Source organism: Marilutibacter maris (assembly GCF_003233695.1).
Lineage (GTDB): Bacteria > Pseudomonadota > Gammaproteobacteria > Xanthomonadales > Xanthomonadaceae > Marilutibacter > Marilutibacter maris.
In genome coordinates this window covers 2,648,080-2,672,212 of sequence record NZ_CP029843.1, presented here as the reverse complement: position 1 = coordinate 2,672,212, position 24,133 = coordinate 2,648,080, and the positions used below count along the sequence as shown (strand labels likewise).

Genomic DNA, 24,133 nt, shown 5'->3' with positions numbered 1-24,133 from the left:
TGTTTGCGTCAGCCCTTGTGCCACAAGGTGATCGGGCGGTTGTTCCCGACACTGTCCGCAGGCTTGTCCACAGGCGTTGTGGACAGCTGAAACACGCTGGTCAAAAAATAGCCAAACATGCCCGGGGCCTTGCGGCAGCTACGCATCAGGCGGTTCTCAACAACGTTGTCCCAGCGGTTTTCCACAGCCTGTGTGGAAAGCGTGTCGCGGGTGGTCATGGACGCCGGTTCCATGCGCATGCCGGTGGTAGCGTCCGGACGCGCATCGAACCCGTGGCTGCGCATGTCCGCTGATCCGCGGCCGCTCGCGATCGCATTGATGGGCCCGACCGCATCGGGCAAGACCGCGCTCGCGATCGATTGGGCCGAGCGCCTGGGGGGGAGATCGTCAGCGTCGACTCCGCCCTGGTCTACCGTGGTCTGGACATCGGCGCGGCGAAGCCCGGCGCGGACGAGCGCGCACGAGTCCGCCATCACCTGATCGACCTGCGCGAGCCCTGGCAGCCGTATTCCGCCGCCGAGTTCGCCGCCGATGCCCGCCGCGCGCTCGACGAAATCGTCGGGCGCGGGAGTATCCCGGTTCTGGCCGGGGGGACCGGGCTGTACTTCCAGGCCCTGCTCGAGGGCCTGTCGCCGATGCCCGAGGCCGATCCGGCGACCCGCGCCGCGATCGAGGCCGAGGCCGCTGTGCACGGTTGGCCGGCATTGCATGCCGAGCTGGCCGCGATCGACCCGGAGGCCGCCGCCCGCATCCACGCGACCGATCCGCAGCGGATCCAGCGGGCGCTGGAGGTGTGGCGATTGTCCGGACGCACGATCAGTGACTGGCGTCGGGAGTCGACTCCGCGCCTGCCGTACCGGGTGCTGAAGCTGGTGCTGGCGCCGCGCGATCGCGCGATCCTGCACGAACGCATCGCCCGGCGCTTCGATGCGATGCTCGCCGACGGTTTTCTGGACGAGGTCAGGGCGTTGCGCGCCCTGCCGCAGCTGCAGGCGCATCCGGCGCCGCGTGACCTGCCGGCGATCCGCGCGGTCGGCTACCGGCAGGCCTGGGAGTTCCTCGACGGGCAGGGCTCGGCCGCGGACTTCCGCGATCGCGCGATCTTCGCCACCCGGCAACTGGCCAAGCGCCAGCTGACCTGGTTGCGCGGTCAGCTGGATGCGCGCTGGTTCGACCCGCAGGCCGGGACGGCGGCGCTGGAGGCGGCGTTGCGCCTGTTCGTGGAGCGTCCGGGGCGTCGCTGAGAGGGCGCGCAGGCGGATGGACGGGCAGGCGCGGCGCGCGCGGCAGGGTACACTTGCCGACCGGACGGATTTCACGAAATTCACCGCAGATGCGTTGCCGGCGGTGCCGGTGCGCTACCATCGGCCGGTCGCCGGCATGGGGAGCGTGTCCGGCGGCACGGCCTGCGTCCGGTACGCGGCCCACCTATAACTAGAACAGCATGGGGAAAACTTGATGTCCAAGGGACAATCCTTGCAGGATCCATTCCTGAATGCGCTGCGGCGCGAGCGAGTGCCGGTTTCGGTCTATCTGGTCAACGGCATCAAACTACAGGGCACCATCGAGTCCTTCGACCAGTTCGTGGTCCTGCTGCGCAACACCGTCAGCCAGATGGTCTACAAGCACGCGATTTCGACCGTGGTGCCGGCGCGCAATGTCCGTGTCGGTCCCGGCGGCGGCTACGTGCAGACCGGGCAGGGCGACGGCAACGGCAACGGCAACGGCCAAGACGAAAGCGAATGAACGCCCCGGCGCAGGGAAGCCCCCGGCGGGCTTTCCCTGCGCGGGCGCCGAACGGCGGCCCTTGCGGCCATTGAAATCGGCGCATTCGCCCCGAATTCGGTGGCGATGACACTCCATTCATTGAATCCGCGCGGTTGCGGTACCGGCTTCCGTGTCCGCAGGACGTGCCTGCGGGGGACGCGCGCGCATGTTTGAACGATCCCGCAAGGGCGAGCGTGCGCTGCTGATCCAGCCCTATGCGAACCAGCCGCAATCCGGAGGCGCACCGGACCCGGACCTGCTTGAGGAGTTTGCCGACCTGGCCCGCTCCGCCGGCGCCACGGTCACGGTCCTGCTGACTGCGCGCATCGACCGCCCCAATCCCGCGACCCTGATCGGCAGCGGCAAGCTGGAGGAGGTCAGGGCGGCCGCCGACGCCAGCGGCGCCGACCTGATCCTGGTCAACCACCCGCTGACGCCGGTGCAGGAGCGCAACCTCGAGCGGGCGCTGCAGCGTCGCGTCGTCGACCGCACCGGCCTGATCCTCGACATCTTCGCCCAGCGTGCGCAGAGCCACGAGGGCAAGCTGCAGGTCGAACTCGCCCAGTTGCGCCACCTGGCTACCCGCCTGGTTCGCGGCTGGACCCACCTGGAGCGCCAGCGCGGCGGCTCGATCGGCCTGCGCGGCCCCGGCGAGACCCAGCTGGAAACCGACCGCCGCCTGTTGCAGAAGCGCGTCGACATGCTGCAGAAGCGTCTCGAAAAGGTCGAGGTGCAACGAACCCAGATGCGCCGCGCGCGGGTGCGCAGCGAGTTGCCGCGGGTGGCCCTGGTCGGCTACACCAATGCCGGCAAGTCGACCCTGTTCAATGCGTTGACCGGCGCCGAGGCCTACGCCGCCGACAAGCTGTTCGCGACCCTGGACCCGACCGTGCGCCGGATCGGCCTGGCCGCGGACGCGGGAGCGGCGCGGGGCGGTTCCGGTGGCGGCGTGGTGCTGGCCGACACCGTCGGCTTCGTCCGCGATCTGCCGCACGAACTGGTCGCGGCGTTCCGCTCGACCCTGTCCGAGGCCCGCGAGGCCGACCTGCTGCTGCACGTGGTCGACGCGGCCGATCCGGCCCGTCACGAGCGCATCGCCCAGGTCGACGCGGTATTGGCCGAGATCGGCGCCGGCGATCTGCCGCAGCTGCTGGTGTTCAACAAGATCGACCGCCTCGGCGACGATCCCCACGACGACGGCGCGGGGACTCCGGCGCGGCCGTTCGAACCGCGCCTGGACCGGCCGGCCGAGGGCCGTTCGCGGGTGTGGCTGTCGGCCCGCGACGGACGCGGCCTGGACCTGCTGCGGCGGGCCCTGGCCGAGGCGCTGGAGCTGCGCCACGTCGGAGGCCGGGTGCGGGTGCCGCCGCAAGCGGCGCGTCTGCGCGCGAAGCTGTACGAGCTGGGCGCGGTCAAGGCCGAGGTCGCCGACGAGGACGGCTGGCAGGTCGAGGTCGAGCTGGCGATGAGCGACGCCCGCCGCCTGTTCGCGCAACCGCACGGCGAATGGCTGCGTCCGCTGGTCGAAGACGCGGCGGGCGGGGCCGCCGGGCCCGCTTAGCCGGGCCCTTCCGCGAAGGGCGGTCCCGGGACGTCGCGGTCGATGCCGGTCGTGGCCGCTGGGGCGGCTTGCTTGAGGCCGGTCCGGCCCCCACCTAGAATCCACCGGTGTCGCATCATCCGCATTCAGCGACCGCCGAATCCGGTCGCGACCGCGACAACGCCTTCAGAACTTGGAGCAGGCATGGCCTGGAATACCCCTGGCAACAACGACTCCGGCGGCAACCGCTCGCCGCGACGACAACGTCCGGGCGGTGGCGGTTTCGACGCCATCCTCGATCAGTTCCGCAGTGTCTTCGGCGGTGGCGGCGGTGCCGGCATCGGTCGCTGGGTGCTGCTGGTGCTGGGCCTGTTCCTGATCTTCAACTGCTTCGTGCTGATCGCCGAGACCCAGCGCGGCGTGGTGCTGCGCTTCGGCCAGTTCTCGCGGGTGATGCAGCCCGGTCCGCACCTGAAGCTGCCGTGGCCGCTGGAGCGGGTGACCAAGGTCGACGCGACCCGCATCCGTACCGAGAGTTTCAACGTGCCGGTGCTGACCAGCGACGAGAACATCGTCCACGTCGAGATGAACGTGCAGTACCAGGTCAGCGATCCGCAGCTGTACCTGTTCGGCACCCGCGCCGCCGACGAGGTGCTGCGTCAGGCGGCGCTGAGCAGCATGCGCGAACAGGTCGGCCGTTCCACCCTCGACATCGTGCTGGGCTCGCGCAGCGCGCTGGCGACCTCCTCGCGCGAACAACTGCAGGCCTCGCTGGACGCCTACCGTACCGGCCTGCTGGTGACCGAGCTGAACCTGCCCAACGCGCGTCCGCCCGAGCAGGTCAAGCCGGCCTTCGACGACGTCAACAGCGCGCAGCAGGAGCGTGAGCGCCTGATCAGCGAGGCCCGTGCCTACGCGGCCCGGGTCGTGCCCGAGGCGCGAGGCACCGCCGCCCGCGTGCGTACCGCCGCCGAAGGCTACAAGGCCGAGGTGGTCGCGCGCGCCCAGGGTGACGCCGACCGCTTCTCGCTGCTGGTCGACGAGTACAAGCAGGCCCCCGAGGTCACCCGCAAGCGCCTGTGGCTGGAGACCGTGCAGCGGGTGCTGAGCCATAACCGCAAGATCGTCGGCGGCGATTCGCGCCAGCTGATCTACGCGCCGATGGACGGCGCCCGCGGCGGTTCGCCGGCCCCGGTCGCCCCGGAGCTGCTCGCCCCGACCCTGAGCATGCCCGAGTCGTCCACCCCGCGCCCGGCCCGCACCGGCCGTGAGCCGCGTCCCAGCGGCCGACAGGAGCCCCGTCAATGAAGGCCCCCATCTGGATCGCCGTGATCGTCGCGGCCCTGTTCACCCTGCTCGGCTCGGTCTTCGTGGTGAAGGAAGGCGAGACCGCGATCGTGCTCAACCTCGGCCGTGTGTCCCGCGCCGACCTCGGCCCTGGCCTGCACTTCAAGGTGCCGCTGATCGAGAATGACCTGGTGTTCGACCGCCGCCTGCAGGTGCTCGACACCTCGCCGGAGCGTTACCTGACCTCCGAGCGCAAGGACGTCAGCGTCGACTTCTTCTCGCTGGGCCAGATCGACGACGCCACCGCGTTCTTCCGAGCCACCGGCGGCGACGAGAGCGTCGCGATCAAGCGTCTGGAGCCGATCGTCAAGGATTCGCTGCGCAACGAGATCAATGCGCGCACCCTGCAGCAGGTGGTGTCCGGCGACCGTTCGGAGATGATCGACGCGCAGTTGGACAAGATCAACGAAGGCGCGTCCACGTTGGGCGTGCGCATCGTCGACCTGCGCATCAAGCAGATCGACCTGCCCACCGACAGCGAGGTCATCAACAATGTCTATGCGCGGATGAGCGCGCAGCGTCGCCAGGTCGCCAGCGCCCTGCGCGCGGCCGGCGAGGAGCAGTCCCGCCAGATCCGCGCCGAGGCCGACCGCGAGCAGACCGTGCTGGTGGCCGAGGCCGAGCGCGACGCCCAGCGCCTGCGCGGTGAGGGCGATGCCGAAGCGGCCAGGACCTATGCCTCGGCGGCCAACAAGGATCCGGCGTTCTACGCGTTCCAGCGCAGCCTGGAGGCCTACCGCGAATCCTTCAGGGACGGTCAGGCGCTGATCGTGCTCGACCAGGACGATCCGTTCCTGCAGTACCTCGGGAACGACCGCTGAGGTGAGCGACGAGCTGCTGTCGGCGATCTGTCTGGTCGCCGTGCTCGAGGGGCTGTTCCTGTTCGTCGCCCCGGGCGGATGGAAGCGTGCGGCGGAACAGCTGTATGCGATGCCCGATCGGCAGTTGCGGGTGGTCGGCGGGGTCTTCGTGGCCGCCGGCCTGCTTGCGCTGTGGTGGGTGCGACGGGCGTTGTGAGGCGGCGCCCGAACGGCATCTGAACCCGGGCCACCGGCATGCCGGTGGCGGTGCGGAAGCACTGGCCCTCGGGCCCCGAAACCCGGATAATGCACAAAAGCCGGATGGGCCCGCTCGCCACGAGCCGCCCACCGGCTTTTTCCGTGTCCGGCCCTGCTGCAGCGGCGTGAATCGCGCCTGCCAGGCCCGGTGACGGGCGTTCGCGGCTTGTGCCGCTCCTACGGAACAAATCAGGAGTCTCCCGTCATGGGTCAGTCAGTCGTGGTGTTGGGCGCTCAATGGGGCGACGAGGGCAAGGGCAAGATCGTCGATCTGCTGACCGAGGAGATCGGCGCCGTCGTCCGCTTCCAGGGCGGGCACAATGCCGGCCACACCCTGGTCATCGGCGGTAAGAAGACCGTCCTGCACCTGATCCCGTCGGGCATCCTGCGCGAAGGCGCGCTGTGCCTGATCGGCAACGGCGTGGTCCTGAGCCCGGCCGCGCTGCGCAAGGAGATCGACGAGCTGGAGGCGACCGGCGTGGACGTGCGTTCGCGGCTGAAGATCAGCCCGGCGACGCCGCTGATCATGCCGTACCACATCGCCCTGGACCAGGCGCGCGAGAAGGCCGCCGGCGGCAAGGCGATCGGCACCACCGGCCGCGGCATCGGCCCGGCCTACGAGGACAAGGTGGCGCGTCGCGGCATCCGCGTCGCCGACCTGCATTACCCCGACCAGCTGGCCGAGAAGCTGCGCGCCGCGCTGGACTACCACAACTTCGTGCTGACCAATTACCTGGGCGTGGAAGCGGTCGACTTCCAGAAGACCCTGGACGAGGCGCTGGCGTTCGGCGAATACGTGCAGCCGATGAAGTCCGACGTCGCCGGCATCCTTCACGACCTGCGCAAGCAGGGCAAGCGGGTGCTGTTCGAAGGCGCGCAGGGCTCGCTGCTGGACATCGACCACGGCACCTATCCGTACGTGACCTCGTCCAACACCACCGTCGGTGGCGCGCTGGCCGGCGCTGGCGTCGGTGCGGATGCGATCGACTACGTGCTGGGCATCTGCAAGGCCTATGCGACCCGCGTCGGTGGCGGCCCGTTCCCGACCGAACTGCACGACGAGGTCGGCCAGGGCATCCGCGACCGCGGCCAGGAGTACGGCGCCACCACCGGACGCCCGCGTCGCTGCGGCTGGATCGACATCGTCGCGCTCAAGCGCGCGGTCGCGATCAACGGCATCACCGGCCTGTGCATCACCAAGCTGGACGTGCTCGACGGCATGGAGACGCTGAAGATCTGCATCGCCTACGAGTACCGCGGCAAGCGGACCGAGTACGCGCCGCTGGACGCCGCCGGCTGGGACGAGTGCACCCCGGTCTACCTGGAGTTCCCGGGCTGGGAGGAGAACACCCACGGCATCACCGAGTGGGACAAGCTGCCGCCGGCCGCGCGCGCCTACCTGCGTGCGCTGGAGGAACTGGCCGGCTGCCCGCTGGCGATCGTCTCCACCGGTCCGGACCGCGAGCACACCATGGTGCTGCAGGACCCGTTCGCCTGAACGGTGCCGTTGCGCGTCACCCCGACGGCCCCGCTTCGGCGGGGTCGTTCGTTTCCGGGCGCCGGGCCGGCTGCGGTACGGGCAGGCATGCGCGTATGAAGGCATCGACCGCCTCGGTATAGGCGCCGGCCAGCCCGAGTTCGCGGTTGATGTCGCGATGCGACAGCGGCTGGGGCAGTACCCGCATCGAGACCCCCAGCGCCACCGCATCGCGTGCGAGCGCGCGGCCCGATGGACAGGCGTCGATCCGGCGCGACGAACAGACGATCAGCATCGGCAGCGCGTCCGGCGACAGACGATGCCGCGGCGAGGCGGCCCTCCAGTCCGCGGCAACGCGACCGAAGGCGCGGTCGTACAGTCTCGGGTGGCGGGGAGCCTGCATCATCTCCACCACGTCCATCGCGGCGCTGTCCAGGGACACGGCCCCACGGGGGCGGCGTGCGCCGGCGGCGGCCAGCAGGGCGGGGTCGGCCCCGAGCAGGGCGACCAGATGGGCGCCCGCAGAATGCCCCATCAGCACGAAGGCATCGGCGTCGGCACTCCACGACCGCGCCAGCCGTTGGGCGTGGGCGACCGCGCGGGCGATGTCGCCGGCCTGTTCGAGCGGGCCGGCATCGGGCAGCAGCCGATAGTTGCTGGAAATCACCACGAAGCCACGCGGCAGCCAGTAGGCGAGCTTGTTCGCCATCAGGTTGCGGTGCGCCTTGTCTCCGACCGCCCAACCGCCGCCGTGGACAAGGAAGATCACCGCGGCGTCACGGGCGTCGGCTGGGACATAGACATCGAAGCGCTGGCGCCGGTCGTGGCCGTAGGCGATGTCGCGCAGGACGCGGGTGCCGTCCGGCAGCGCCGGCGCCGCGGTGGCGGCCCCGCCTGGATCGCTGCCGCGGGCGGGTGGCGCGGTGTGAAGCAGCAGCGCTGCCAGGGTCAGCGCGAGCACGCCGGAGCGGGGCGACCGGATGGGTTTCATCGACCCGCTCCCATCCCTGCTTCGGCCATCCCGTCCGCGCGCAGTACCAGCGTCGCGCGCAGGCCCTGGGGCGCGTTGGACGCCAGTTGCAGTTCGCCTCCGTGCTGGCGGGCGACCCGTTCGACGATCGCCAGGCCCAGGCCGGTGCCTTTACCGCCATGCACGAACGGCTGGCGCATCCGTGTCGCGTTCGCGGCGTCGATGCCGGGGCCATGGTCGGCGACCTCGACACGCCAGTTCGCGCCGTCTCGCTCCAGCCGCAGCGAGAACGGCGGGGCACCGTGCCGCTGCGCGTTGCCCAGCAGGTTCTCCAACGCGCGCATCAAGGCCAACGGCCGTCCCCGCAATGGCGCCTGTTCCGGCAGCGCGCTCGCCCAGCCGTCGGGCATCGCCGAGACGGCCTGGCGGCACAGCGCGCTCAGGTCGAGCGACTCCATCGCCTCGTCGCGGCCGTCGCGGGCATAGGCGATGAACTGCGACAGGATCGCGTCGATCTCGCCGATGTCCCGGTCCATGCCGGCGCGCAGCTCCGGGTCGGCATCGGGCAGCAGGGCGAGCGCGAATTGCAGACGGGTCAGCGGCGTGCGCAGGTCGTGCGAGATGCCGGCCAGCATCAGCGTGCGTTCCTCGGCCGCCTCGCGCGCCTCGGTGCTGGCCCGGTCCAGGGCACGCGCCAGCTCGGCGACCTCGCGCGGGCCGCTCGAAGTGTCCAGCGGCGGCGATTCTCCGCGAACGAAGTCCGGGGCCGCGTGCGCCAGTCGTCGCAACGGCATGACCAGTCGACGCGCGAAGTGGGCGGCGGCGAGCCAGACCAGCAGCGCGCAGCCCAGCAGCAAGCCGATCGAGAAGCGACGCACCCGATGATCGCGACGATCGACCGGGAACGAGACCCAGATCGCCGGGGTGGTGTCGAGCCGAAGCCAGGCGACACTGCGCCCGCTGTCGCGCGATATCCGCAGCTCGCGTCCCGGCGACAGCTGCTGCGGAGCCTGCTCCTGCAACGCCCGCAGCAGCGGCGCGAAACGCGGCCGCGCCTGTGCCGGGGCGTCCATGCGCACTTCCAGTCCGCCGTCGCGCAGGACCTGCATCGCGCGTTCGTTCGATTCGCTGCGCGCGACCTCTTCGGCGACATCGGCAAAACCCTGCATCGCGCGCAGCAACTGGGCACCGGCCGGCTCCGACACCAATACGCGACTGAGCACGATCGCGATCGCCAGCGTTCCGGCGAGTACCAGCGCGATCACCAGCACCAGCTGCGAGAACACACTGCGCGGCATCGCCTTCACGCGTCCTGCTCCGGCGGCACGAACACATAGCCCACGCCCCACACCGTCTGCAGGAGCCGGGGCCGGCTCGGCTCGTCCTCGATCAGCCTGCGCAGCCGCGCGACGGTCACGTCGATGCTGCGTTCGAACGCTTCGTGCCCGCGTCCCCGCGCCAGGCTCATCAGGCGGTCGCGGCTGAGCGGCTGGTGCGGATGGCGGACCAGCACCGAGAGCAGGGCGAACTCGCCGGAGGTCAGGCGCAGGGTTTCCCCGCCGCGGCGCAGCTCGCGCCGGCCCAGATCCAGGCTGAAGCCGGCGAACGCGACCTCGCCCGCGTCGGCCAGGGGCGCGCCCGGCGCGTGCGGACGGGTACGCCGCAGCACCGAGCGGATGCGTGCCAGCAGTTCGCGTGGATTGACCGGTTTGGGCAGGTAGTCGTCGGCGCCGATCTCCAGTCCGACGATGCGATCGATCTCGTCGCCCTTGGCGGTCAGCATGACGATCGGAATCGCATCGTCCCGGCCACGCAACTGGCGGCAGATATCCAGTCCGCTTTCGCCCGGCAGCATCAGGTCGAGCACGACCAGGTCGTAGTGCCCTCGATCCAGCGCCTGGCGCATGCCGCTGCCGTCGCCGACTCCGCGGACCTCGAAGCCCTGGCCTTCGAGGTAGCGCTGCAGCAGCTCGCGCAGACGCACGTCGTCGTCGACCAGCAGCAGGTGGGGGGCGGTTTCGTCCATGCGCTCACTATCGCGGCAGTCGCGGCGAGCAGGCAAACCCGCGGCGCCGGCAATTTGTAAGCGGATGTTTCCGGGAGCGGGCCGCGAAACATCCGCTCGCGGACCGGACATATCCGGGCGCGGTCGCGGCGCTAGCGTGGAATCACCCCGATGCCGCATGCATCGTCCGTTCCGAGGAGTGAACCATGAGCAGGATCCCGTTGTTGTTCGTTGCGACCGGTCTGACGATCGCACTGGTTGCCGCCATCCCCGACGCATCCGCCCAACGTCGCGCGCATGTGCGTGCCGGTGGCGCCACCGCCGATGGCGGCTATCGCGCCGCCAGCGGAACCACCGCCAGTGGCGAGCGCGGCCGTTTCGCCCGTGGCCACGCGGTGGAGAGCGACGGGCAGGGCAATGTGAGCGGCGCCAGCGGCGCCGCGGTGCAGGGTGCCAACGGCGGGCTGGGACAACGCCAGGGCGGCTTCTATCGGAACGCCGACGGCAGTGGCGGCCGCCAGGGCAGCGCGAGCATCGAAGGCGCCGACGGCGGCGCCGCCAGCTCCAGTGGAAGCATGACCCGCAACACCGACGGCACCTACGCCGGTCAACGCCAGACCCAGGCGACCGGCAAGGAGGGCAACAGCTATAGCGGTTCGACCAGCTACGACTCCAGCCAGGGCGTGCAGCACACCGCGACCTGCACCGATGCCACCGGCAACGTCATCGACTGCCGCGGCAACTGAGTTCCATGAGCGCGGGGCCGACCGCGTTCGGCTCCGCGTCCCGACATCTTCAGGAGGCATCATGTTCCGTACCCACATCACGGCATTCCTCGCCATCAGCATCGTCCTGTCGCCGCTGACGGTCTCCGTCGCGCATGCCGGGGACGACCGCGCCGCTCGTCTGCAGGACGCCGCCAAACAACGGCTTCGAGCCGCCGACAGCAACCAGGACGGCTACATCGATCGCGCCGAGGCCGAGGCGGGGCTACCGCGTGTCGCCCGCCGCTTCGATGAGATCGACAGCGACGGCGACGGTCGCCTCGCCAGCGCAGAGCTCGATGCCGCGGTCGAGAAGATGCGCCAGGCCCGCAGCCGCTGAGGCGCAGGCATGGATATCGCGATGCCGGCGTTGCTGCTGCTCCCTTTGCCCCTGCTGGCGCTGGTGGCCGCCGCCGAAGGCTGGCTGCGCAAGCGGCGTGGGCTGGGCCAGGACTGGAAGGCCTACTGGGCTTCGCTGGGCGACGCGCTGGGTCGACAGGCCTTTGGGCTGGTGATCAGGGGCGGCATCGTCGGCCTGGTGCTGCAGGCGGTCTGGCCGTTGCGCGTCCATACCTTCTCGATGGACAGCGCCTGGCACTGGGCGCTGCTCTTCGTCGGCCAGGAATTCTGCTACTACTGGATGCATCGTGCCGACCACCGGATCCGCTGGTTCTGGCTCAATCACGCCGTCCACCACTCGTCGAACCAGTACACGTTGGCATCGGCCTATCGGTTGGGCTGGACCGGCAAGCTGACCGGCGCCGGACTGTTCTTCGCGCCGCTGGTCTGGGTGGGGTTTCCGGTGCCGCTGGTGGTCGCCGCGCTGGCCGCGAACCTGCTGTACCAGTTCTGGCTGCATACCGAACTGATCGGGCGCCTGCCGCGCGCGCTGGAGTGGGGGCTCAACACGCCGGCGCACCATCGCGTCCATCACGCCCGCAACCCGGCGTACCTGGACTGCAACTACGGTGGCGTGCTGATCGTGTTCGATCGCCTGTTCGGCACTTTCCGCGAGGAACGCAGCAGCGACCCGGTTCGCTATGGCCTGGTCGAACCGCTGTACAGCTACAACCCACTGCGGATCGCCCTGCATGCCTGGATCGCAATGTTCGCCGAGCTGCGCTTGGCGCGCGGTATCGGGCAGTGCTGGCGGGTGTTGTCCGGTCCGCCGGAATACAGCCCTGAGGGAAAACGGGTTCCAGCGGTGGGCGACGGCATCTCCAGCGACGATCGCTGACGGCCGTGCGCTGATCAGAGAGCGTCGATGGACACCGGGAGCTGGACGTCGGCGATCCACAGCTGGCGCCAGCGCTCGACCTTCTGTTCCGCTGTCAGCTGTTGCGGCGATGCCGGGACCGCCCCGGCGAGTGCCGTCGCATCGTCTAGGCAGCCGGCGTTGACCGCGGCCCAGATGCGGCCCTGTTCGGCATAGCCGACCGCGACCACGACGCCGCAGTGCGCGCACAGCAGCAGGCGCGCGGTCTCGCTGCCCTGGCGATAGGAACGCAGCGCTGAGGCCGGTTCGGCTTCGACACGCAGGCTGCCGGCAGGGTCGGATATCCAGGCCGCGCCGTGCTTGCGGCAGAAGTCGCAGTCGCAGGCGCGCGGGGCCAGCTCGCGTGGCTCCAGCGTGGTGGCGAAGGCGACCCGGATCCGGCCGCAGTGGCATCCGCCGGAGAGGGTGGCAACGGCTGCGGTCATCGTGTCAGCTCCTGGAGGCGGCCCCGGGAACGCCGCTGCGGGGCCGGGTCGGCGGCGACGTGCATGCGCCCAAGCATCGCATGGGCCGACGGCGCGCGGCCAGCGGTGGAAACGAAGAGGCCCCTCGCGGAGAGGGGCCTCGGAATGGAGCGGGGTGCGATGCGGTCAAGCTTCGACCGCGTCGTCCTCGTCCTTGAACGCGTCCACCGGGATGCAGCTGCAGAACACGTTCTTGTCGCCGTGCACGTTGTCCACGCGCGCGACCGGAGGCCAGTACTTGGATTGCTTCAGCACCGGCAGCGGGAACGCCGCCAGCTCGCGCGGATAGGCGTGCGCCCACTCGCTGCCGGCGACCATCGTCGCGGTGTGCGGGGCGTTGACCAGCGGATTGTCGTCGCGCTCCAGACGGCCGTCCTCGACCGCGCGGATCTCCTCGCGGATCTCGATCATCGCGTCGACGAAGCGGTCCAGCTCGTGCATCGACTCGCTCTCGGTCGGCTCGACCATCAACGTGCCGGCGACCGGGAAGCTCAGGGTCGGGGCATGGAAGCCGAAGTCGATCAGGCGCTTGGCCACGTCCTCGGCGGAGATGCCGGTGGCGTCCTTGAGCGGACGCAGGTCGAGGATGCACTCGTGCGCGACCAGGTCGTTGCGTCCGGTGTAGAGCGTCTTGTAGTGCGGCGCGAGGCGGCGGGCGACGTAGTTGGCGTTGAGCAGGGCGACCTGGGTCGCGCGGCGCAGGCCCTCGCGGCCCATCAGGGCGATGTACATCCAGCTGATCGGCAGGATGCTGGCACTGCCCCAGGTCGCCGCGCTGACCATGCCGACACCGCCGTCGGCCTGCTCGGCATCGCCGCCGAAGGCCTTGGGCAGATACGGCGCCAGGTGCGCCTTGACCGCGCAGGGGCCGACGCCGGGACCGCCGCCGCCGTGCGGAATGCAGAAGGTCTTGTGCAGGTTCAGGTGCGAGACGTCCGAGCCCCACTTGCCGGGCTTGGCGAGGCCGACCAGCGCGTTCATGTTGGCGCCGTCGGTATACACCTGGCCGCCATGCTGGTGGACGATGTCGCAGATCGCGACCACGTCCTCCTCGAACACGCCGTGGGTCGAGGGGTAGGTGATCATCAGCGCGGCCAGACGATCGCTGTACTTCTCGGCCTTGGCGCGGATGTCGTCGAGGTCGACGTTGCCGTTGGCGTCGCACTTGGTGACCACCACCTGCATGCCGCACATCTGCGCCGAGGCCGGATTGGTGCCGTGCGCGGACTCGGGAATCAGGCAGATGTCGCGCTGCGGCTGGCCGTTGGCGCGGTGATAGGCGCGGATCGCCAGCAGGCCGGAGAACTCGCCCTGGGCGCCGGAGTTCGGCTGCAGGCTGACCGCGTCGTAGCCGGTGCACTCGACCAGCATCCGCTCCAGACCGTCGACCAGCTCGCGGTAGCCCTGCATCTGGTCGGTAGGGGCCAGCGGATGGACGTTGGCGAACTCCGGCCAGGTCACCGGGATCATCTCGGCGGTGGCGTTGAGCTTCATCGTGCAGCTTCCCAGCGGGATCATCGTGCGATCCATCGCCAGGTCCTTGTCGGCCAGCGCACGCATGTAGCGCAGCAGTTCGTGTTCGCTGTGATGGGTGTTGAACACCGGATGGGTCAGGAAGTCGCTGTCGCGGCGCAGCCCGGCCGGCAGCGCGTCGCTCGCGGCGGCGTCGAGCGCGTCGACGTCCAGATCCGCCCCGAACAGACCGGCGATCGCGACGATGTCCTCGCGGGTGGAGGTCTCGTCCAGGCTGATGCCGACCCGGCCGGCGTCGATCCGGCGCAGGTTGATGCGCGCGGCCTCGGCGCGGGCGTGGATCGCCGCGGCGTCGACGCCGCTGACGTGCAGGGTGTCGAAGTAGCCGTCATCGATGCTCACGCCCGCCGCACCTAGGCCGGCGGCCAGGATCGTCGCCAGGCGGTGCGTGCGACGGGCGATCCGGGTCAGGCCCTCGGGGCCGTGGTAGACCGCGTACATGCCGGCCATCACCGCCAGCAGCACCTGCGCGGTGCAGATGTTGCTGGTCGCCTTCTCGCGGCGGATGTGCTGTTCGCGGGTCTGCAGGGTCAGGCGGTAGGCCGGCTTGCCCTCGGCATCGACCGAAACGCCGATCAGGCGGCCCGGCATCGAGCGCTTGTAGGCGTCGCGGCAGGCCATGAATGCGGCATGCGGGCCGCCGTTGCCGAACGGCACGCCGAAGCGCTGGCTGTTGCCGACCACGATGTCGGCCCCCCATTCGCCGGGCGCGGCGATCAGGGTCAGGGCGAGCAGGTCGGTGGCGACGCAGACCAGGCCGTTGCGGGCATGCACCTTGTCGGCCAGCGCCCTGTAGTCGTGGATGCGGCCGAAGGTGTCCGGGTACTGCAGCAGCACGCCGTAGCTGTCGACATCGGCCGCCTCGGCATCGGCGCCGACGTGCAGTTCGATGCCCAGCGGCTCGGCGCGGGTGCGCAGCACCTCGAGCGTCTGCGGGTGCACGTTCTCGGAAACGAAGAACAGGTTCGATTTCGAGCGCGACGAGCGCTTGGCCAGGGTCATCGCCTCGGCCGCGGCGGTGGCCTCGTCCAGCAGCGAGGCGTTGGCGATCTCCATGCCGGTGAGGTCGGCGCACATGGTCTGGAAGTTGATCAGCGCTTCCATGCGGCCCTGCGAGATCTCCGCCTGGTACGGGGTGTAGGCGGTGTACCAGGCCGGGTTCTCGAGGATGTTGCGCAGGATGACGTTCGGCGTGTGGGTGCCGTAGTAGCCCTGGCCGATGAAGTTGCGGAAGACCTGGTTGCGATCGGCGATCGCGCGGATCTTCGCCAGCGCCTCGACCTCGGTCAGCGACTCCGGCAGCGCCAGCGGGTCGCTCGACTTGATGTTGGCGGGCACGATCGCGTCGGTCATCGCGTCCAGCGAGTCGTAGCCGATCACGCCGAGCATCTGCGCGATTTCGGCGTCGTTGGGGCCGATGTGGCGCGCGATGAAGGCGTCGTGGTGCTCGAGCTCGCGCAGGGAAGGCGTCTGGGTCATGGCAAGGGGCGTCCGGAAGTGGCGGTGGCCGGGCGTGCGTCGCCGCACGTGGAGCGCCCCTCTGTCCTTTTGCCTGAGAGTTTGGAAGCGTGCCTCGACAGGCGGCCGGGGGAGGATTCACCTCCTGGAGGCCCCGCTTCTTGCCCCTTCGGCGCCGGTGGGGCCCGACTGAAAGCGACGGGCCGCCGGTCTCTCCAGAGTTTTGGAACCACGGGTGGTGCTGGGCCTGAGCGATTACGGGCGTTGCGCCTTCGGCAGCGGCCGGGAACGCGGTTTGCGGCTGCGTTCGTGCCGGTCGCTTCTCCCACCACGTGGACCCGGCGATTATAGCCGCTCGGATCGGCGATGGGCGGCCGTGGCGGTGCCGGTTCAGCTCGGGCGTGGGCCGCTCACAGCCGGTCGGTCGGCTCCAGCGCGGCCGGTTCGGCGGGACAGGCGGGGCTGCCGCCGAAGCTGATCTCCCAGCGCCAGAACGCCCAGCCCAGGAACGCGAACACCGCCGCGCCGGCCGCCAGCCACAGCGGTTCGCGACTGAGCAGCGGCGAGATCACGCCGGCGACCAGCGAGTGCAGGACCAGGCCGGTGAAGGCCTGCAGCGACGAGGCCGATCCACGCTGGCGCGGATACATGTCCAGGATCGCCAGGGTCAGGATCGGGAACACCAGGGCGATGCCGAACGCGTTCAGCACCATCGGCAGGATAGCCCACGGTATCGAAGGCTGGTCGACCATCGCGGTGTAGGCGATGTTCGCCAGCACCGCGACGCCGCAGCAGGCGAAGCCGATCCGCGACAGCCGGGTGCCGCTGATCCGGCCGGCGGCGCGCCCGGAGGCGAATGCGCCCAGCACCATGCCGCTGATCATCGGGATGAAGAACCAGCCGAACTGCGACTCGCCCAGGCGCAGGATGTCCACCACGAACACCGGTGCCGAGGCGATGTACAGGAACAGGGCGGCGAAGTTGAACGCGCCCGCCGCCGCCAGTCGCTGGAAGCGCGGGTTGGCGAAGATCGCGACGTAGTCGCGCAACAGGCGCCGCGGCACCAGCTGCAGGCGCGCCTGCGGCGGGTGGGTCTCCGGCAGCACCACCCAGGTGCCGGCGAACAGCAGCAGCGAGAACAGCACCAGGAACCAGAAGATCGCCGGCCAGTGGCTCCAACCCAGGATCCAGCCGCCGATCACCGGCGCCACCGCCGGCGCGATGCCGAAGATCATCGAGACCTGGCTCATCAGCCGCTGGGCATCGTCGCCCTGGAGCACGTCGCGGATCACCGCCCGGCCGACGATCATGCCGACCCCGGCCGACAATCCCTGCAGGACGCGGAAGGCCAGCAGGGTATGCAGGTCCGGCGCCAGCGCGCAGCCGACCGAGGCCAGGGTGAATACCGCCAGTCCGGTCAGGATCACCCGGCGGCGCCCCAGCGCGTCCGACAGCGGTCCATGGACCACGCTCATCAGGGCGTAGGCGACCAGGTAGGCGCTGAGGGTCTGCTGGATGGCGACGCGGTCGACCCCGAACTGCGTGCGCATCGCGCCGAAGGCCGGGAAGATGGTGTCGATCGCGAACGGACCGAACATCGCCAGCCCGCCCAGCAGCAGCGCCAGGCGGCGCAACGGGATCGCGGGGGGCTGGGTGTCGGAGCGCGACTCGGGCATCAGGCCTTCGCCGCCGTGTCCGGCGGTCCCTTCAGTTCGACCATGTTGCCTTCCGGGTCGTACAGGTACTGCGAGGGGCCTTCGCCCTCGGCGCCGTAGCGGGAGCCGAACTCGCCGACACGGGTGCCATGCGCCTGCAGGTGGGAGACGATGGCGTCGCGGTCGAAGGGTTCGATCGCCAGGCAGAAGTGATCGACGTTGCGGCCTTCCTCGCCGGGCGCGGCGCCGCCGATGCGGCCGATGCGGCCCTCGATGTCGACCAGGTCGATCAGCGCGCTGCCGACCCGCAGTTGCACCATGCCGATCGCCGGCTGGCGCTTCTCGACCGAGCAGCCCAGTACATCGCGGTAGAAGGCCTCCATCCGGACGATGTCGCGCACGCGCAGGACCACGTGGTCGAGCCGGAGCGGCTTGAACGGGGGAAGATCCGAGGCGGACATCGGCGGGCTCCGGGCAGTGGGGAGAGAGTGGCCTGTCATGGTACCGGTCCATCGCTCGCGAGGGCGCCAGATACCGCAAGACACTCCATCCCGTGACCGGGCCGATCCGGCGCAGCGGCTGCATGGCCGTGGCGGACCGGGTAGGGCGCGGCTTGTCAACGGGTATCGCCGGGGCCCCGGGGTTGCCACAATCGGCGCCCCGTACCCAAGACACTGCACGTCCCGATGTCCGACAGCCGTTCCGCTTCGCCCGCCATCGCCACCCGCATCGCCCGCCAGATCGCCGAGGAGATCGATGCCCAGCCCGCGCAGGCGGTCGCCGCGATCGGCCTGCTCGACGAGGGCGCGACCGTGCCGTTCATCGCCCGCTACCGCAAGGAAGTCACCGGCGGCCTGGACGACACCCAGTTGCGCAATCTCGAAACCCGCCTGACCTACCTGCGCGAGCTGGAGGACCGCCGCGCCGCGGTGCTGGCCAGCATCGACGAGCAGGGCAAGTTGAGCGACGAGCTGCGCGCCGACATCGAGGCGGCCGACAGCAAGGCGCGGCTGGAAGACCTGTACCTGCCGTACAAGCCCAAGCGCCGGACCAAGGCGCAGATCGCCCGCGAAGCAGGCCTGGAGCCGCTCGCCGACAGCCTGCTGGCCGATCCGGCGCAGGAGCCGGAAGCGGCCGCCGCCGGGTACGTGGATGCGGACAAGGGTGTCGCCGACGCCAAAGCCGCGCTCGACGGCGCGCGCGCGATCCTGATGGAACGCTGGGCCGAGGACGCGGCCCTGGTCGGCGAGCTGCGGCAGTGGCTGCAGGAGGTCGGCACGATCCGCTCGCGCGTGGCCGAGGGCAAGGAGGCCGAGGGCGCCAAGTACCGCGATTACTTCGAGCATGCCGAACCGCTGTCGAAGATTCCCTCGCATCGCCTGCTCGCGCTGTTCCGCGGCCGTCGCGAGGAGTTCCTGTTCCTCGACCTGGACCCGGGCAGCGACGCCGAGGCCGGCCACCAGCAGGCCGAGGGCCGGGTCGCCGTCCATGCCGGCGTGCGCGCCCAGGGCCGCCCGGCCGACAAGTGGCTGCTCGATACCTGCCGCCTGACCTGGAAGGCCAAGCTGCACCTGCACCTGATGCTCGACCTGTTCGGCCAGGCCCGCGAGAAGGCCGAGGCCGAGGCGATCGAGGTGTTCGGCGACAATCTCAAGGACCTGCTGCTGGCGGCGCCGGCGGGGCCCAAGGCCGTGCTCGGACTCGATCCGGGACTGCGCACCGGGGTCAAGGTCGCGGTGGTCGACCGCACCGGCAAGCTGGTCGATACCGCGACGATCTATCCGCACGAGCCCAAGCGGCAGTGGGATCAGTCCTTGCACGCGCTGCGCGCGCTGTGCGTCAAGCACGGCGTGGAGCTGGTCGCGATCGGCAACGGCACCGCCTCGCGCGAGACCGACAAGCTGGCCGGCGACCTGATCAAGCTGGTGCCCGAGCTGAAGATGCAGAAGATCGTGGTCAGCGAGGCCGGTGCGTCGGTGTATTCGGCGTCCGAGTTCGCGGCCAAGGAATTCCCGGGCCTGGACGTGTCGCTGCGCGGCGCGGTCTCGATCGCACGGCGCCTGCAGGACCCGCTGGCCGAGCTGGTCAAGATCGAGCCCAAGGCGATCGGCGTCGGCCAGTACCAGCACGACGTCGACCAGTACCGTCTGGCGCGTGCGCTCGACGCCAAGGTCGAGGACTGCGTGAACGCGGTCGGCGTCGACCTCAACACCGCCTCGGCGGCGTTGCTGGCACGGGTGTCGGGGCTGTCGTCGACGGTGGCCGAGAACATCGTCGTGCATCGCGACCAGAACGGACCGTTCGCCAGCCGCAAGGCGCTGTTGAAGGTGGCCAGGCTGGGTGAGAAAACCTTTGTGCAGTGCGCCGGCTTCCTGCGCATCAACGGCGGCGAACAACCGCTGGACGCGTCGGCGGTGCATCCGGAGGCCTACCCGGTGGTCGAGCGCATCCTCGCCGCCTGTGGCTGCGGGGTGAAGGACCTGGTCGGCGACAGCGCCCGTCTGCGCGGACTCAGGGCCGAGCAGTTCACCGACGAGACCTTCGGCGTGCCGACCGTGCGCGACATCCTCAAGGAGCTGGAAAAGCCCGGTCGCGATCCGCGCCCCGAGTTCAAGGCGGCGAAGTTCGCCGACGGCGTCGAGGACATCAAGGACCTGCGCGAGGGGATGATCCTGGAAGGCGTGGTCAGCAACGTGGCCGCGTTCGGCGCCTTCGTCGACATCGGCGTGCACCAGGATGGCCTGGTCCATATCTCCGAGCTGGCCGACCGCTACGTCAAGGATCCGCGCGAGGTGGTCAAGGCTGGCGACGTGGTCAAGGTGCGGGTGCTGGAGGTCGATATCCCGCGCAAGCGCATCGCGTTGTCGCGGCGCCTGGAGCCGCGGTCCGACCAGGCAACCGCGCCACAACGCGAGTCGCGCGGACAGCGTGACGATCGTGGCCCGTCGGGCGGACGCGGCGGCGCCCGTCAGGGCGGGCGCCCCGCCGGGAACGCCGGGCGCAGTGCGCCGCCGCCGAACAATGCGTTGGCGGCGGCCTTTGCCAAGGCCAAGGGGCAGGGCTGATCGCCCTGCTTGTGGGCGGTTGTCGTTGATCGATTGCGCGGGCTTGGGGGTTGCCTGGTTTCTGGCTTCAGTGGAAGCCGGTGCCGGCGGCCGCCCGTCGGGAAATTCACCCTGCGCGGGAGTCGGGATCCGAGGTTCCGGCGCTTTTCGAATCTAGATCAAAGGCTTCCGCCTTCGGCGGGTTCCTTTTGTCTTGGCAAAAGGAACCAAAACCGCCCGCTCCTGACGCCCGCCGGGCCGGCTGCGCCGCCCCGGTCCCCTGTGCTTCTCGATGACGACGGCACGGCGCCCAAACTCGCTTCGCTCAGACATGGGCGCCTCTACGGCCGTCGTCCTCTGCGATGCGGACTGGGGCACATCCATGTGCCCCACCTGCGCTATGAGCGCAGGCGCCTGGCGGCGGTCCAAATCGCTCCAGGCGATTTGTCGGCGGGCTTTAAGTCGCTGAAGGTCAACGGCAACAGCTGACCTTGACGTTCCTGGTACATGGACGGCCCTCATGGCTGCAGACCCGGAGGGCGGCGCGCATGGACGCGCGCCGTTTTTCGATCACGGCAGGGATGCCGTGTCGAAAAATACCGGAATACCATCCGTTTGCGATTGAGCTCTGTCGGGAAAGGCCCTTTCTTTTGGCGACTTTTCTTTGGGCCAGCAAAGAAAAGCCGCCCGCCGCCTTGGTGGCGGAAGCCTTTGATTCTGATTCAAATAGCAGAAACCCGTGGTCATGCGCAAAACGGTGACAAGGTGAAACAAGAAAGGGCCGGCGATTGCCGGCCCTCTTGTTGAGACTCTGCTGTGGGGATCAGCCCTTGGCCGGCTGATCCTGCTCCGTCGCGGCCTCGCCGCCATCGGCGGCGGGAGCGGCCGGTGCCGGGGCGGCACTGGCCTGCCAGCCGCAGGTCTTGCCCTCGTTCTGCTGCTTCAGCCAGTCCTGCAGCGGCGCGAAGTATTCCAGCACCGCCGAGGCGTCCATGCTCTCGCCGCCGGTCAGTTCCTTGAGGGTCTGCTGCCACGGCTGGCTGGCGCCCTTGCTCAGCATCGCCTGGAACTTCTCGCCGGCTTCCTTGTTGCCGTAGAAGCTGCACTGGTAGAGCGGGCCCTCGTGGCCGGAAGCGTCGCACAGCGCCTTGTAGAACTGGAACTGCAGCACGTGCGAGAGGAAGTAGCGGGTGTACGGGGTGTTGCCCGGCACGTGGTACTTGGCGCCCGGATCGAAGAACTCCTCGCCACGCGGGGTGACCGGGGCGACGCCCTGGTACTTGGCCTTCAGGTCCCACCACGCCTTGTTGTATTCCTCGGGCTTGATCGTGCCGTCGAACACGCCCCAGCGCCAGCGGTCGATCATCAGGCCGAACGGCAGGAACGAGACCTTGGCCAGCGCCATCCGCATCTGCGCGTTGATCAGCGCCTGCTCGCTCTGCTGCTGCTCGCCGACCAGGTCGATCGAGTTCAGGTACTCCGGCGTCATCGCCAGCACGATGGTGTCGCCGATCGCCTCGTGGAAGCCGTCGTGGGCGCCGGTCTGGAAGATCGGCGGCTGGTCCTTGTACAGCATGTAGTAATAGACGTGGCCGAGCTCGTGGTAGATCGTGGTGAAGTCTTCCTCGTTCGGCTTGATGCACATCTTGGTGCGCACGTCGTCGGCCATGTCCATCGGCCAGGCGCTGGCGTGGCAGACCACGTCGCGGTCGCGCGGCTTGATGAACTGGGTCCGGTCCCAATAGGTGGCCGGCAGCTTGGGCATGCCCAGCGAGGTGTAGAAATCCTCGGCGCGCTCGGTCATCTGGCGGGCGGTGGCGAGGTCGGCGGCGCGCTCCATCTCGACCAGATCGGAGGCATCGCGCTCGCCGCGGTGCTTGGCCATCTGGGCGGAGAAGTTGTTCTGCCACTGGCTCTCCAGCGCGCCGGTGACGTCGAGGCTGCCGGCGTTCTTGTACGGGGCGAGGATGTCCCAGAGGTTGCCCCAGTCCTGCTGCCACATGTTGCCCATCAGGTGGGCCGGCAGCATGCCGCCGGCGACCTCGCCCTTGTCGGCGCCGTACTTGGCTTCCAGGCGGGTGCGGGTATAGCAGTGCAGCTGTTCGTACAGCGGCTTGACCTGGCCCCACAGGCGGTCGGTCTCGGCGGCGATCTCGACCGGGGTCATGTCGTAGCCCGAGCGCCACATCTCGCCGGCGTCGGCATAGCCCATCTCCTGGGCGCCTTCGTTGACCAGTTCGACGAAGCGGGTGTAGTCCTTGCGCATCGGCACCGAGATCGTGTGCCAGCCCTGCCAGGCATCGAGCTGGTCGGCGTAGTCGCGGTCGTGGCGCAGCACGTCCTCCAGCTCGCCGAGCTGACGGCACTGCTTGTCGTCGCCTTCGCCGGTGCAGTAGCTGCCGGCGCCGTACATGCCTTCCATCTTGGTCGCCAGCGAAGCCAGCTCCTCCAGCTTGGCCGGGTCCTTGGGCGCCGGCATCGAGGTGCCGAGCTTGAGCAGCTGGATCGCGCGCGCGGTCTGCGGCGACATTTCCTGGCCCTCGAACTTCCTGGACTGCTCGATCCAGCTGTTGAGCTGGGCCAGCATGCGCTCGTTGGCCTTGGAGGCGATCAACTGGCTGTCGCTGTTGATATAGGTGGAGGCGAGCCACTGCGCGGAGGTGATCTCCGGGGTCATCGCGCGCATTTCGTCGTTGACGCGGGCGACGAACTGGTCGGCGGTCTCGCCTTCGGGCGCGACCGAGGTGCCGGCGGAGTCGTCGCTGCCGTCGCGGGAGCAGGCGGACAGGCCGAGCACGGCGATGACGCTGAGCGCGAGTAGCGCGCGGACGGGTTTCATGGGTGACTCTCCTCGAACAGGGCGCATCGATGCGCTGAAACGACAAAGGCTAGAGGCCGCCCGGAGCGGGCGCAAGTGACGGCGGGACTAGTGCCCGGCGGTGACGGTCGTGACGGCAGGAGGCGTCAACACCCGCCGCGCGATGTCGGCGAGGCCGCGCGCCTGCAGCCACTGCCAGGCGTTGTCGGCGTCGTGCTCGAAATAGGCCCGGGCCGAGCCGAGCCGGAAGGTGTAGCCCCAGGCGTCCATGTCGGCGAGCACGCGCGCGCGGCCGACCCCGGGCAGGGCGTCGCCGAGCAGGGCCTGCAGCACGCAGACCGCGTCCTCCTCCTCGATCGAGTCGGTGGCGTCGGTGTGGACCGCGGCGCGGCGTTCCGGCGGCAGTACGATCAGGTGCGCGGCCTCGTGCAGCAGGGAATGCACGGGGGTATCGCCGCGCGCGTAGACCGTGCTGCCGATCAGTCCGGCCTCGCAGTCGCCCCAGTAGCTGCCGGGAATCGCGGCGCCATCGGCGACGCGCTCCAGCCGCAGCCCGTAGCCCGCGAGCAGGTCGGCGACCGCGTCGAAGGCGATGTCGGCGAGGGTCAACATGGGATGAGGAGCGAGTGACAAGGAGTGAGAAGTGAGAGAAGTGCACTCTCTCTTCTCACTTCTCCCGTGCTCACTTGCGCCGTTCACGCTTGCGCGGTGTTCTCCGGCAACGAGACCGAGATGTCGAGCACCTTGTTTTCGCCTTCGCCGATCAGGTCGACCTTCACCGCCTCGGCGTCGACGTTGACGTACTTGCGGATCACCTCGAGCAGCTCGCGCTGCAGGGTCGGCAGGTAGTCGGGGCCGCCGCGGGTCGCGCGCTCGTGGGCGACGATGATCCGCAGGCGGTCCTTGGCGACGGACGCGGTCTGTTTCTTGGCCAGCAGGAAGTCGAAAATCCCCATC

21 protein-coding genes, 1 pseudogene and 1 riboswitch are annotated in these 24,133 nt (G+C 69.5%); of the genes and pseudogenes, 11 read left to right on the top strand and 11 right to left on the bottom strand.

Annotation, left to right across the window (positions count from 1 at the left end):
- Positions 1-8: 8 nt before the first annotated feature.
- Positions 9-341: a hypothetical protein gene (locus C9I47_RS11730; RefSeq protein WP_223250406.1), complete on the bottom strand. Its 333-nt coding sequence runs from the start codon at positions 339-341 to the stop codon at positions 9-11.
- On the opposite strand from C9I47_RS11730, the pseudogene miaA reads away from it, so the two are divergent.
- From miaA to C9I47_RS11695, 7 genes and pseudogenes are all read left to right on the top strand, one after another.
- Positions 283-1,244 (top strand): annotated as a pseudogene (miaA, locus tag C9I47_RS11725) (tRNA (adenosine(37)-N6)-dimethylallyltransferase MiaA). The gene C9I47_RS11730 and the pseudogene miaA overlap by 59 nt on opposite strands.
- Positions 1,245-1,458: 214 nt before the next feature.
- The gene (gene hfq, locus C9I47_RS11720) at positions 1,459-1,746 is read left to right on the top strand and encodes an RNA chaperone Hfq (protein ID WP_111266906.1); all 288 of its coding nucleotides are present in this window, start codon (positions 1,459-1,461) and stop codon (positions 1,744-1,746) included.
- A gap of 187 nt (positions 1,747-1,933) precedes the next feature.
- Positions 1,934-3,328, top strand: coding sequence for a ribosome rescue GTPase HflX (gene hflX / locus C9I47_RS11715; protein ID WP_111266905.1), 1,395 nt, complete (start codon positions 1,934-1,936; stop codon positions 3,326-3,328).
- Positions 3,329-3,511: 183 nt separating this feature from the next.
- A complete protein-coding gene (hflK, locus tag C9I47_RS11710; protein WP_111266904.1) occupies positions 3,512-4,615 on the top strand; it encodes an FtsH protease activity modulator HflK in 1,104 nt (367 codons plus the stop codon).
- Positions 4,612-5,475 (top strand): protease modulator HflC, encoded by an 864-nt coding sequence (gene hflC, locus C9I47_RS11705; protein ID WP_111266903.1) that lies wholly within the window; start codon positions 4,612-4,614, stop codon positions 5,473-5,475. The genes hflK and hflC overlap by 4 nt, the downstream gene beginning before the upstream one ends.
- Before the next feature lies 1 nt (position 5,476).
- Entirely contained in the window at positions 5,477-5,671 is a 195-nt protein-coding gene (locus C9I47_RS11700) for a DUF2065 domain-containing protein (RefSeq protein WP_111266902.1), read from the top strand.
- Between the two features lie 246 nt (positions 5,672-5,917).
- On the top strand, positions 5,918-7,210 hold the full coding sequence (locus tag C9I47_RS11695) for an adenylosuccinate synthase (RefSeq protein WP_111266901.1): 1,293 nt from the start codon (positions 5,918-5,920) through the stop codon (positions 7,208-7,210).
- A gap of 16 nt (positions 7,211-7,226) precedes the next feature.
- Here C9I47_RS11695 and C9I47_RS11690 read toward each other — a convergent pair whose 3' ends face one another.
- From C9I47_RS11690 to ompR, 3 genes are read right to left on the bottom strand one after another with little or no spacing between them, the layout of a single operon-like run.
- The gene (locus C9I47_RS11690; RefSeq protein ID WP_111266900.1) at positions 7,227-8,180 is read right to left on the bottom strand and encodes an alpha/beta hydrolase; all 954 of its coding nucleotides are present in this window, start codon (positions 8,178-8,180) and stop codon (positions 7,227-7,229) included.
- Positions 8,177-9,457, bottom strand: coding sequence for an ATP-binding protein (locus C9I47_RS11685; protein ID WP_223250368.1), 1,281 nt, complete (start codon positions 9,455-9,457; stop codon positions 8,177-8,179). The genes C9I47_RS11690 and C9I47_RS11685 overlap by 4 nt, the downstream gene beginning before the upstream one ends.
- A gap of 5 nt (positions 9,458-9,462) precedes the next feature.
- Positions 9,463-10,185 carry an osmolarity response regulator transcription factor OmpR gene (ompR, locus tag C9I47_RS11680; RefSeq protein WP_111266898.1) on the bottom strand — a complete coding sequence of 241 codons (723 nt, stop codon included), beginning with the start codon at positions 10,183-10,185 and terminating at the stop codon, positions 9,463-9,465.
- A 185-nt stretch (positions 10,186-10,370) separates the two neighbouring features.
- Between ompR and C9I47_RS17730 the strand changes: the two genes are divergently transcribed.
- The 3 genes from C9I47_RS17730 to C9I47_RS11665 all read left to right on the top strand — a co-directional run bounded on the left by C9I47_RS17730 (position 10,371) and on the right by C9I47_RS11665 (position 12,165).
- Positions 10,371-10,910, top strand: a complete 540-nt coding sequence (locus C9I47_RS17730; protein WP_111266897.1) for a hypothetical protein — start codon at positions 10,371-10,373, stop codon at positions 10,908-10,910.
- 61 nt (positions 10,911-10,971) lie between these two features.
- Positions 10,972-11,268 carry an EF-hand domain-containing protein gene (locus C9I47_RS11670; RefSeq protein WP_190238495.1) on the top strand — a complete coding sequence of 99 codons (297 nt, stop codon included), beginning with the start codon at positions 10,972-10,974 and terminating at the stop codon, positions 11,266-11,268.
- A gap of 9 nt (positions 11,269-11,277) precedes the next feature.
- Positions 11,278-12,165 carry a sterol desaturase family protein gene (locus C9I47_RS11665; protein ID WP_111266895.1) on the top strand — a complete coding sequence of 296 codons (888 nt, stop codon included), beginning with the start codon at positions 11,278-11,280 and terminating at the stop codon, positions 12,163-12,165.
- A 14-nt stretch (positions 12,166-12,179) separates the two neighbouring features.
- On the opposite strand, the gene C9I47_RS11660 is transcribed toward C9I47_RS11665, so the two are convergent.
- The 4 genes from C9I47_RS11660 to C9I47_RS11645 all read right to left on the bottom strand — a co-directional run bounded on the left by C9I47_RS11660 (position 12,180) and on the right by C9I47_RS11645 (position 17,775).
- A complete protein-coding gene (locus tag C9I47_RS11660) occupies positions 12,180-12,629 on the bottom strand; it encodes a GFA family protein (RefSeq protein ID WP_111266894.1) in 450 nt (149 codons plus the stop codon).
- A gap of 165 nt (positions 12,630-12,794) precedes the next feature.
- Complete coding sequence (gene gcvP, locus C9I47_RS11655) at positions 12,795-15,680, bottom strand: aminomethyl-transferring glycine dehydrogenase (protein ID WP_111266893.1); 2,886 nt, start codon at positions 15,678-15,680, stop codon at positions 12,795-12,797.
- A 51-nt stretch (positions 15,681-15,731) separates the two neighbouring features.
- A riboswitch (glycine riboswitch) is annotated at positions 15,732-15,888 on the bottom strand.
- Between the two features lie 181 nt (positions 15,889-16,069).
- Entirely contained in the window at positions 16,070-17,335 is a 1,266-nt protein-coding gene (locus C9I47_RS11650; RefSeq protein ID WP_111266892.1) for a multidrug effflux MFS transporter, read from the bottom strand.
- Entirely contained in the window at positions 17,335-17,775 is a 441-nt protein-coding gene (locus C9I47_RS11645; RefSeq protein ID WP_111266891.1) for a VOC family protein, read from the bottom strand. Before C9I47_RS11645 ends, C9I47_RS11650 begins: the two co-directional genes overlap by 1 nt.
- A gap of 225 nt (positions 17,776-18,000) precedes the next feature.
- On the opposite strand from C9I47_RS11645, the gene C9I47_RS11640 reads away from it, so the two are divergent.
- Positions 18,001-20,379, top strand: coding sequence for a Tex family protein (locus tag C9I47_RS11640; RefSeq protein ID WP_111266890.1), 2,379 nt, complete (start codon positions 18,001-18,003; stop codon positions 20,377-20,379).
- A gap of 802 nt (positions 20,380-21,181) precedes the next feature.
- Here the strand turns inward: C9I47_RS11640 and C9I47_RS11635 are convergent.
- The 3 genes from C9I47_RS11635 to minE all read right to left on the bottom strand — a co-directional run bounded on the left by C9I47_RS11635 (position 21,182) and on the right by minE (position 24,132).
- Positions 21,182-23,197: a M2 family metallopeptidase gene (locus tag C9I47_RS11635; protein ID WP_111266889.1), complete on the bottom strand. Its 2,016-nt coding sequence runs from the start codon at positions 23,195-23,197 to the stop codon at positions 21,182-21,184.
- An 87-nt stretch (positions 23,198-23,284) separates the two neighbouring features.
- Positions 23,285-23,788, bottom strand: a complete 504-nt coding sequence (locus tag C9I47_RS11630; protein ID WP_111266888.1) for a hypothetical protein — start codon at positions 23,786-23,788, stop codon at positions 23,285-23,287.
- 83 nt (positions 23,789-23,871) lie between these two features.
- The gene (gene minE / locus C9I47_RS11625; RefSeq protein ID WP_111266887.1) at positions 23,872-24,132 is read right to left on the bottom strand and encodes a cell division topological specificity factor MinE; all 261 of its coding nucleotides are present in this window, start codon (positions 24,130-24,132) and stop codon (positions 23,872-23,874) included.
- Position 24,133 lies beyond the last annotated feature (1 nt).

What these genes read in the sequence shown, in the direction of transcription:
- C9I47_RS11635 (WP_111266889.1), bottom strand. Translation starts at nt 23,197, where the DNA reads ATGAAACCCGTCCGCGCGCTACTCGCGCTCAGCGTCATCGCCGTGCTC.
- C9I47_RS11630 (WP_111266888.1), bottom strand. Translation starts at nt 23,788, where the DNA reads ATGTTGACCCTCGCCGACATCGCCTTCGACGCGGTCGCCGACCTGCTC.
- hflX (WP_111266905.1), top strand. Translation starts at nt 1,934, where the DNA reads ATGTTTGAACGATCCCGCAAGGGCGAGCGTGCGCTGCTGATCCAGCCC.
- C9I47_RS11650 (WP_111266892.1), bottom strand. Translation starts at nt 17,335, where the DNA reads ATGCCCGAGTCGCGCTCCGACACCCAGCCCCCCGCGATCCCGTTGCGC.
- C9I47_RS11640 (WP_111266890.1), top strand. Translation starts at nt 18,001, where the DNA reads ATGTCCGACAGCCGTTCCGCTTCGCCCGCCATCGCCACCCGCATCGCC.
- C9I47_RS11695 (WP_111266901.1), top strand. Translation starts at nt 5,918, where the DNA reads ATGGGTCAGTCAGTCGTGGTGTTGGGCGCTCAATGGGGCGACGAGGGC.
- C9I47_RS11690 (WP_111266900.1), bottom strand. Translation starts at nt 8,180, where the DNA reads ATGAAACCCATCCGGTCGCCCCGCTCCGGCGTGCTCGCGCTGACCCTG.
- C9I47_RS11685 (WP_223250368.1), bottom strand. Translation starts at nt 9,457, where the DNA reads ATGCCGCGCAGTGTGTTCTCGCAGCTGGTGCTGGTGATCGCGCTGGTA.
- C9I47_RS11665 (WP_111266895.1), top strand. Translation starts at nt 11,278, where the DNA reads ATGGATATCGCGATGCCGGCGTTGCTGCTGCTCCCTTTGCCCCTGCTG.
- hfq (WP_111266906.1), top strand. Translation starts at nt 1,459, where the DNA reads ATGTCCAAGGGACAATCCTTGCAGGATCCATTCCTGAATGCGCTGCGG.
- C9I47_RS11670 (WP_190238495.1), top strand. Translation starts at nt 10,972, where the DNA reads ATGTTCCGTACCCACATCACGGCATTCCTCGCCATCAGCATCGTCCTG.
- C9I47_RS11645 (WP_111266891.1), bottom strand. Translation starts at nt 17,775, where the DNA reads ATGTCCGCCTCGGATCTTCCCCCGTTCAAGCCGCTCCGGCTCGACCAC.
- C9I47_RS17730 (WP_111266897.1), top strand. Translation starts at nt 10,371, where the DNA reads ATGAGCAGGATCCCGTTGTTGTTCGTTGCGACCGGTCTGACGATCGCA.
- hflK (WP_111266904.1), top strand. Translation starts at nt 3,512, where the DNA reads ATGGCCTGGAATACCCCTGGCAACAACGACTCCGGCGGCAACCGCTCG.
- hflC (WP_111266903.1), top strand. Translation starts at nt 4,612, where the DNA reads ATGAAGGCCCCCATCTGGATCGCCGTGATCGTCGCGGCCCTGTTCACC.
- ompR (WP_111266898.1), bottom strand. Translation starts at nt 10,185, where the DNA reads ATGGACGAAACCGCCCCCCACCTGCTGCTGGTCGACGACGACGTGCGT.
- gcvP (WP_111266893.1), bottom strand. Translation starts at nt 15,680, where the DNA reads ATGACCCAGACGCCTTCCCTGCGCGAGCTCGAGCACCACGACGCCTTC.
- minE (WP_111266887.1), bottom strand. Translation starts at nt 24,132, where the DNA reads ATGGGGATTTTCGACTTCCTGCTGGCCAAGAAACAGACCGCGTCCGTC.
- C9I47_RS11660 (WP_111266894.1), bottom strand. Translation starts at nt 12,629, where the DNA reads ATGACCGCAGCCGTTGCCACCCTCTCCGGCGGATGCCACTGCGGCCGG.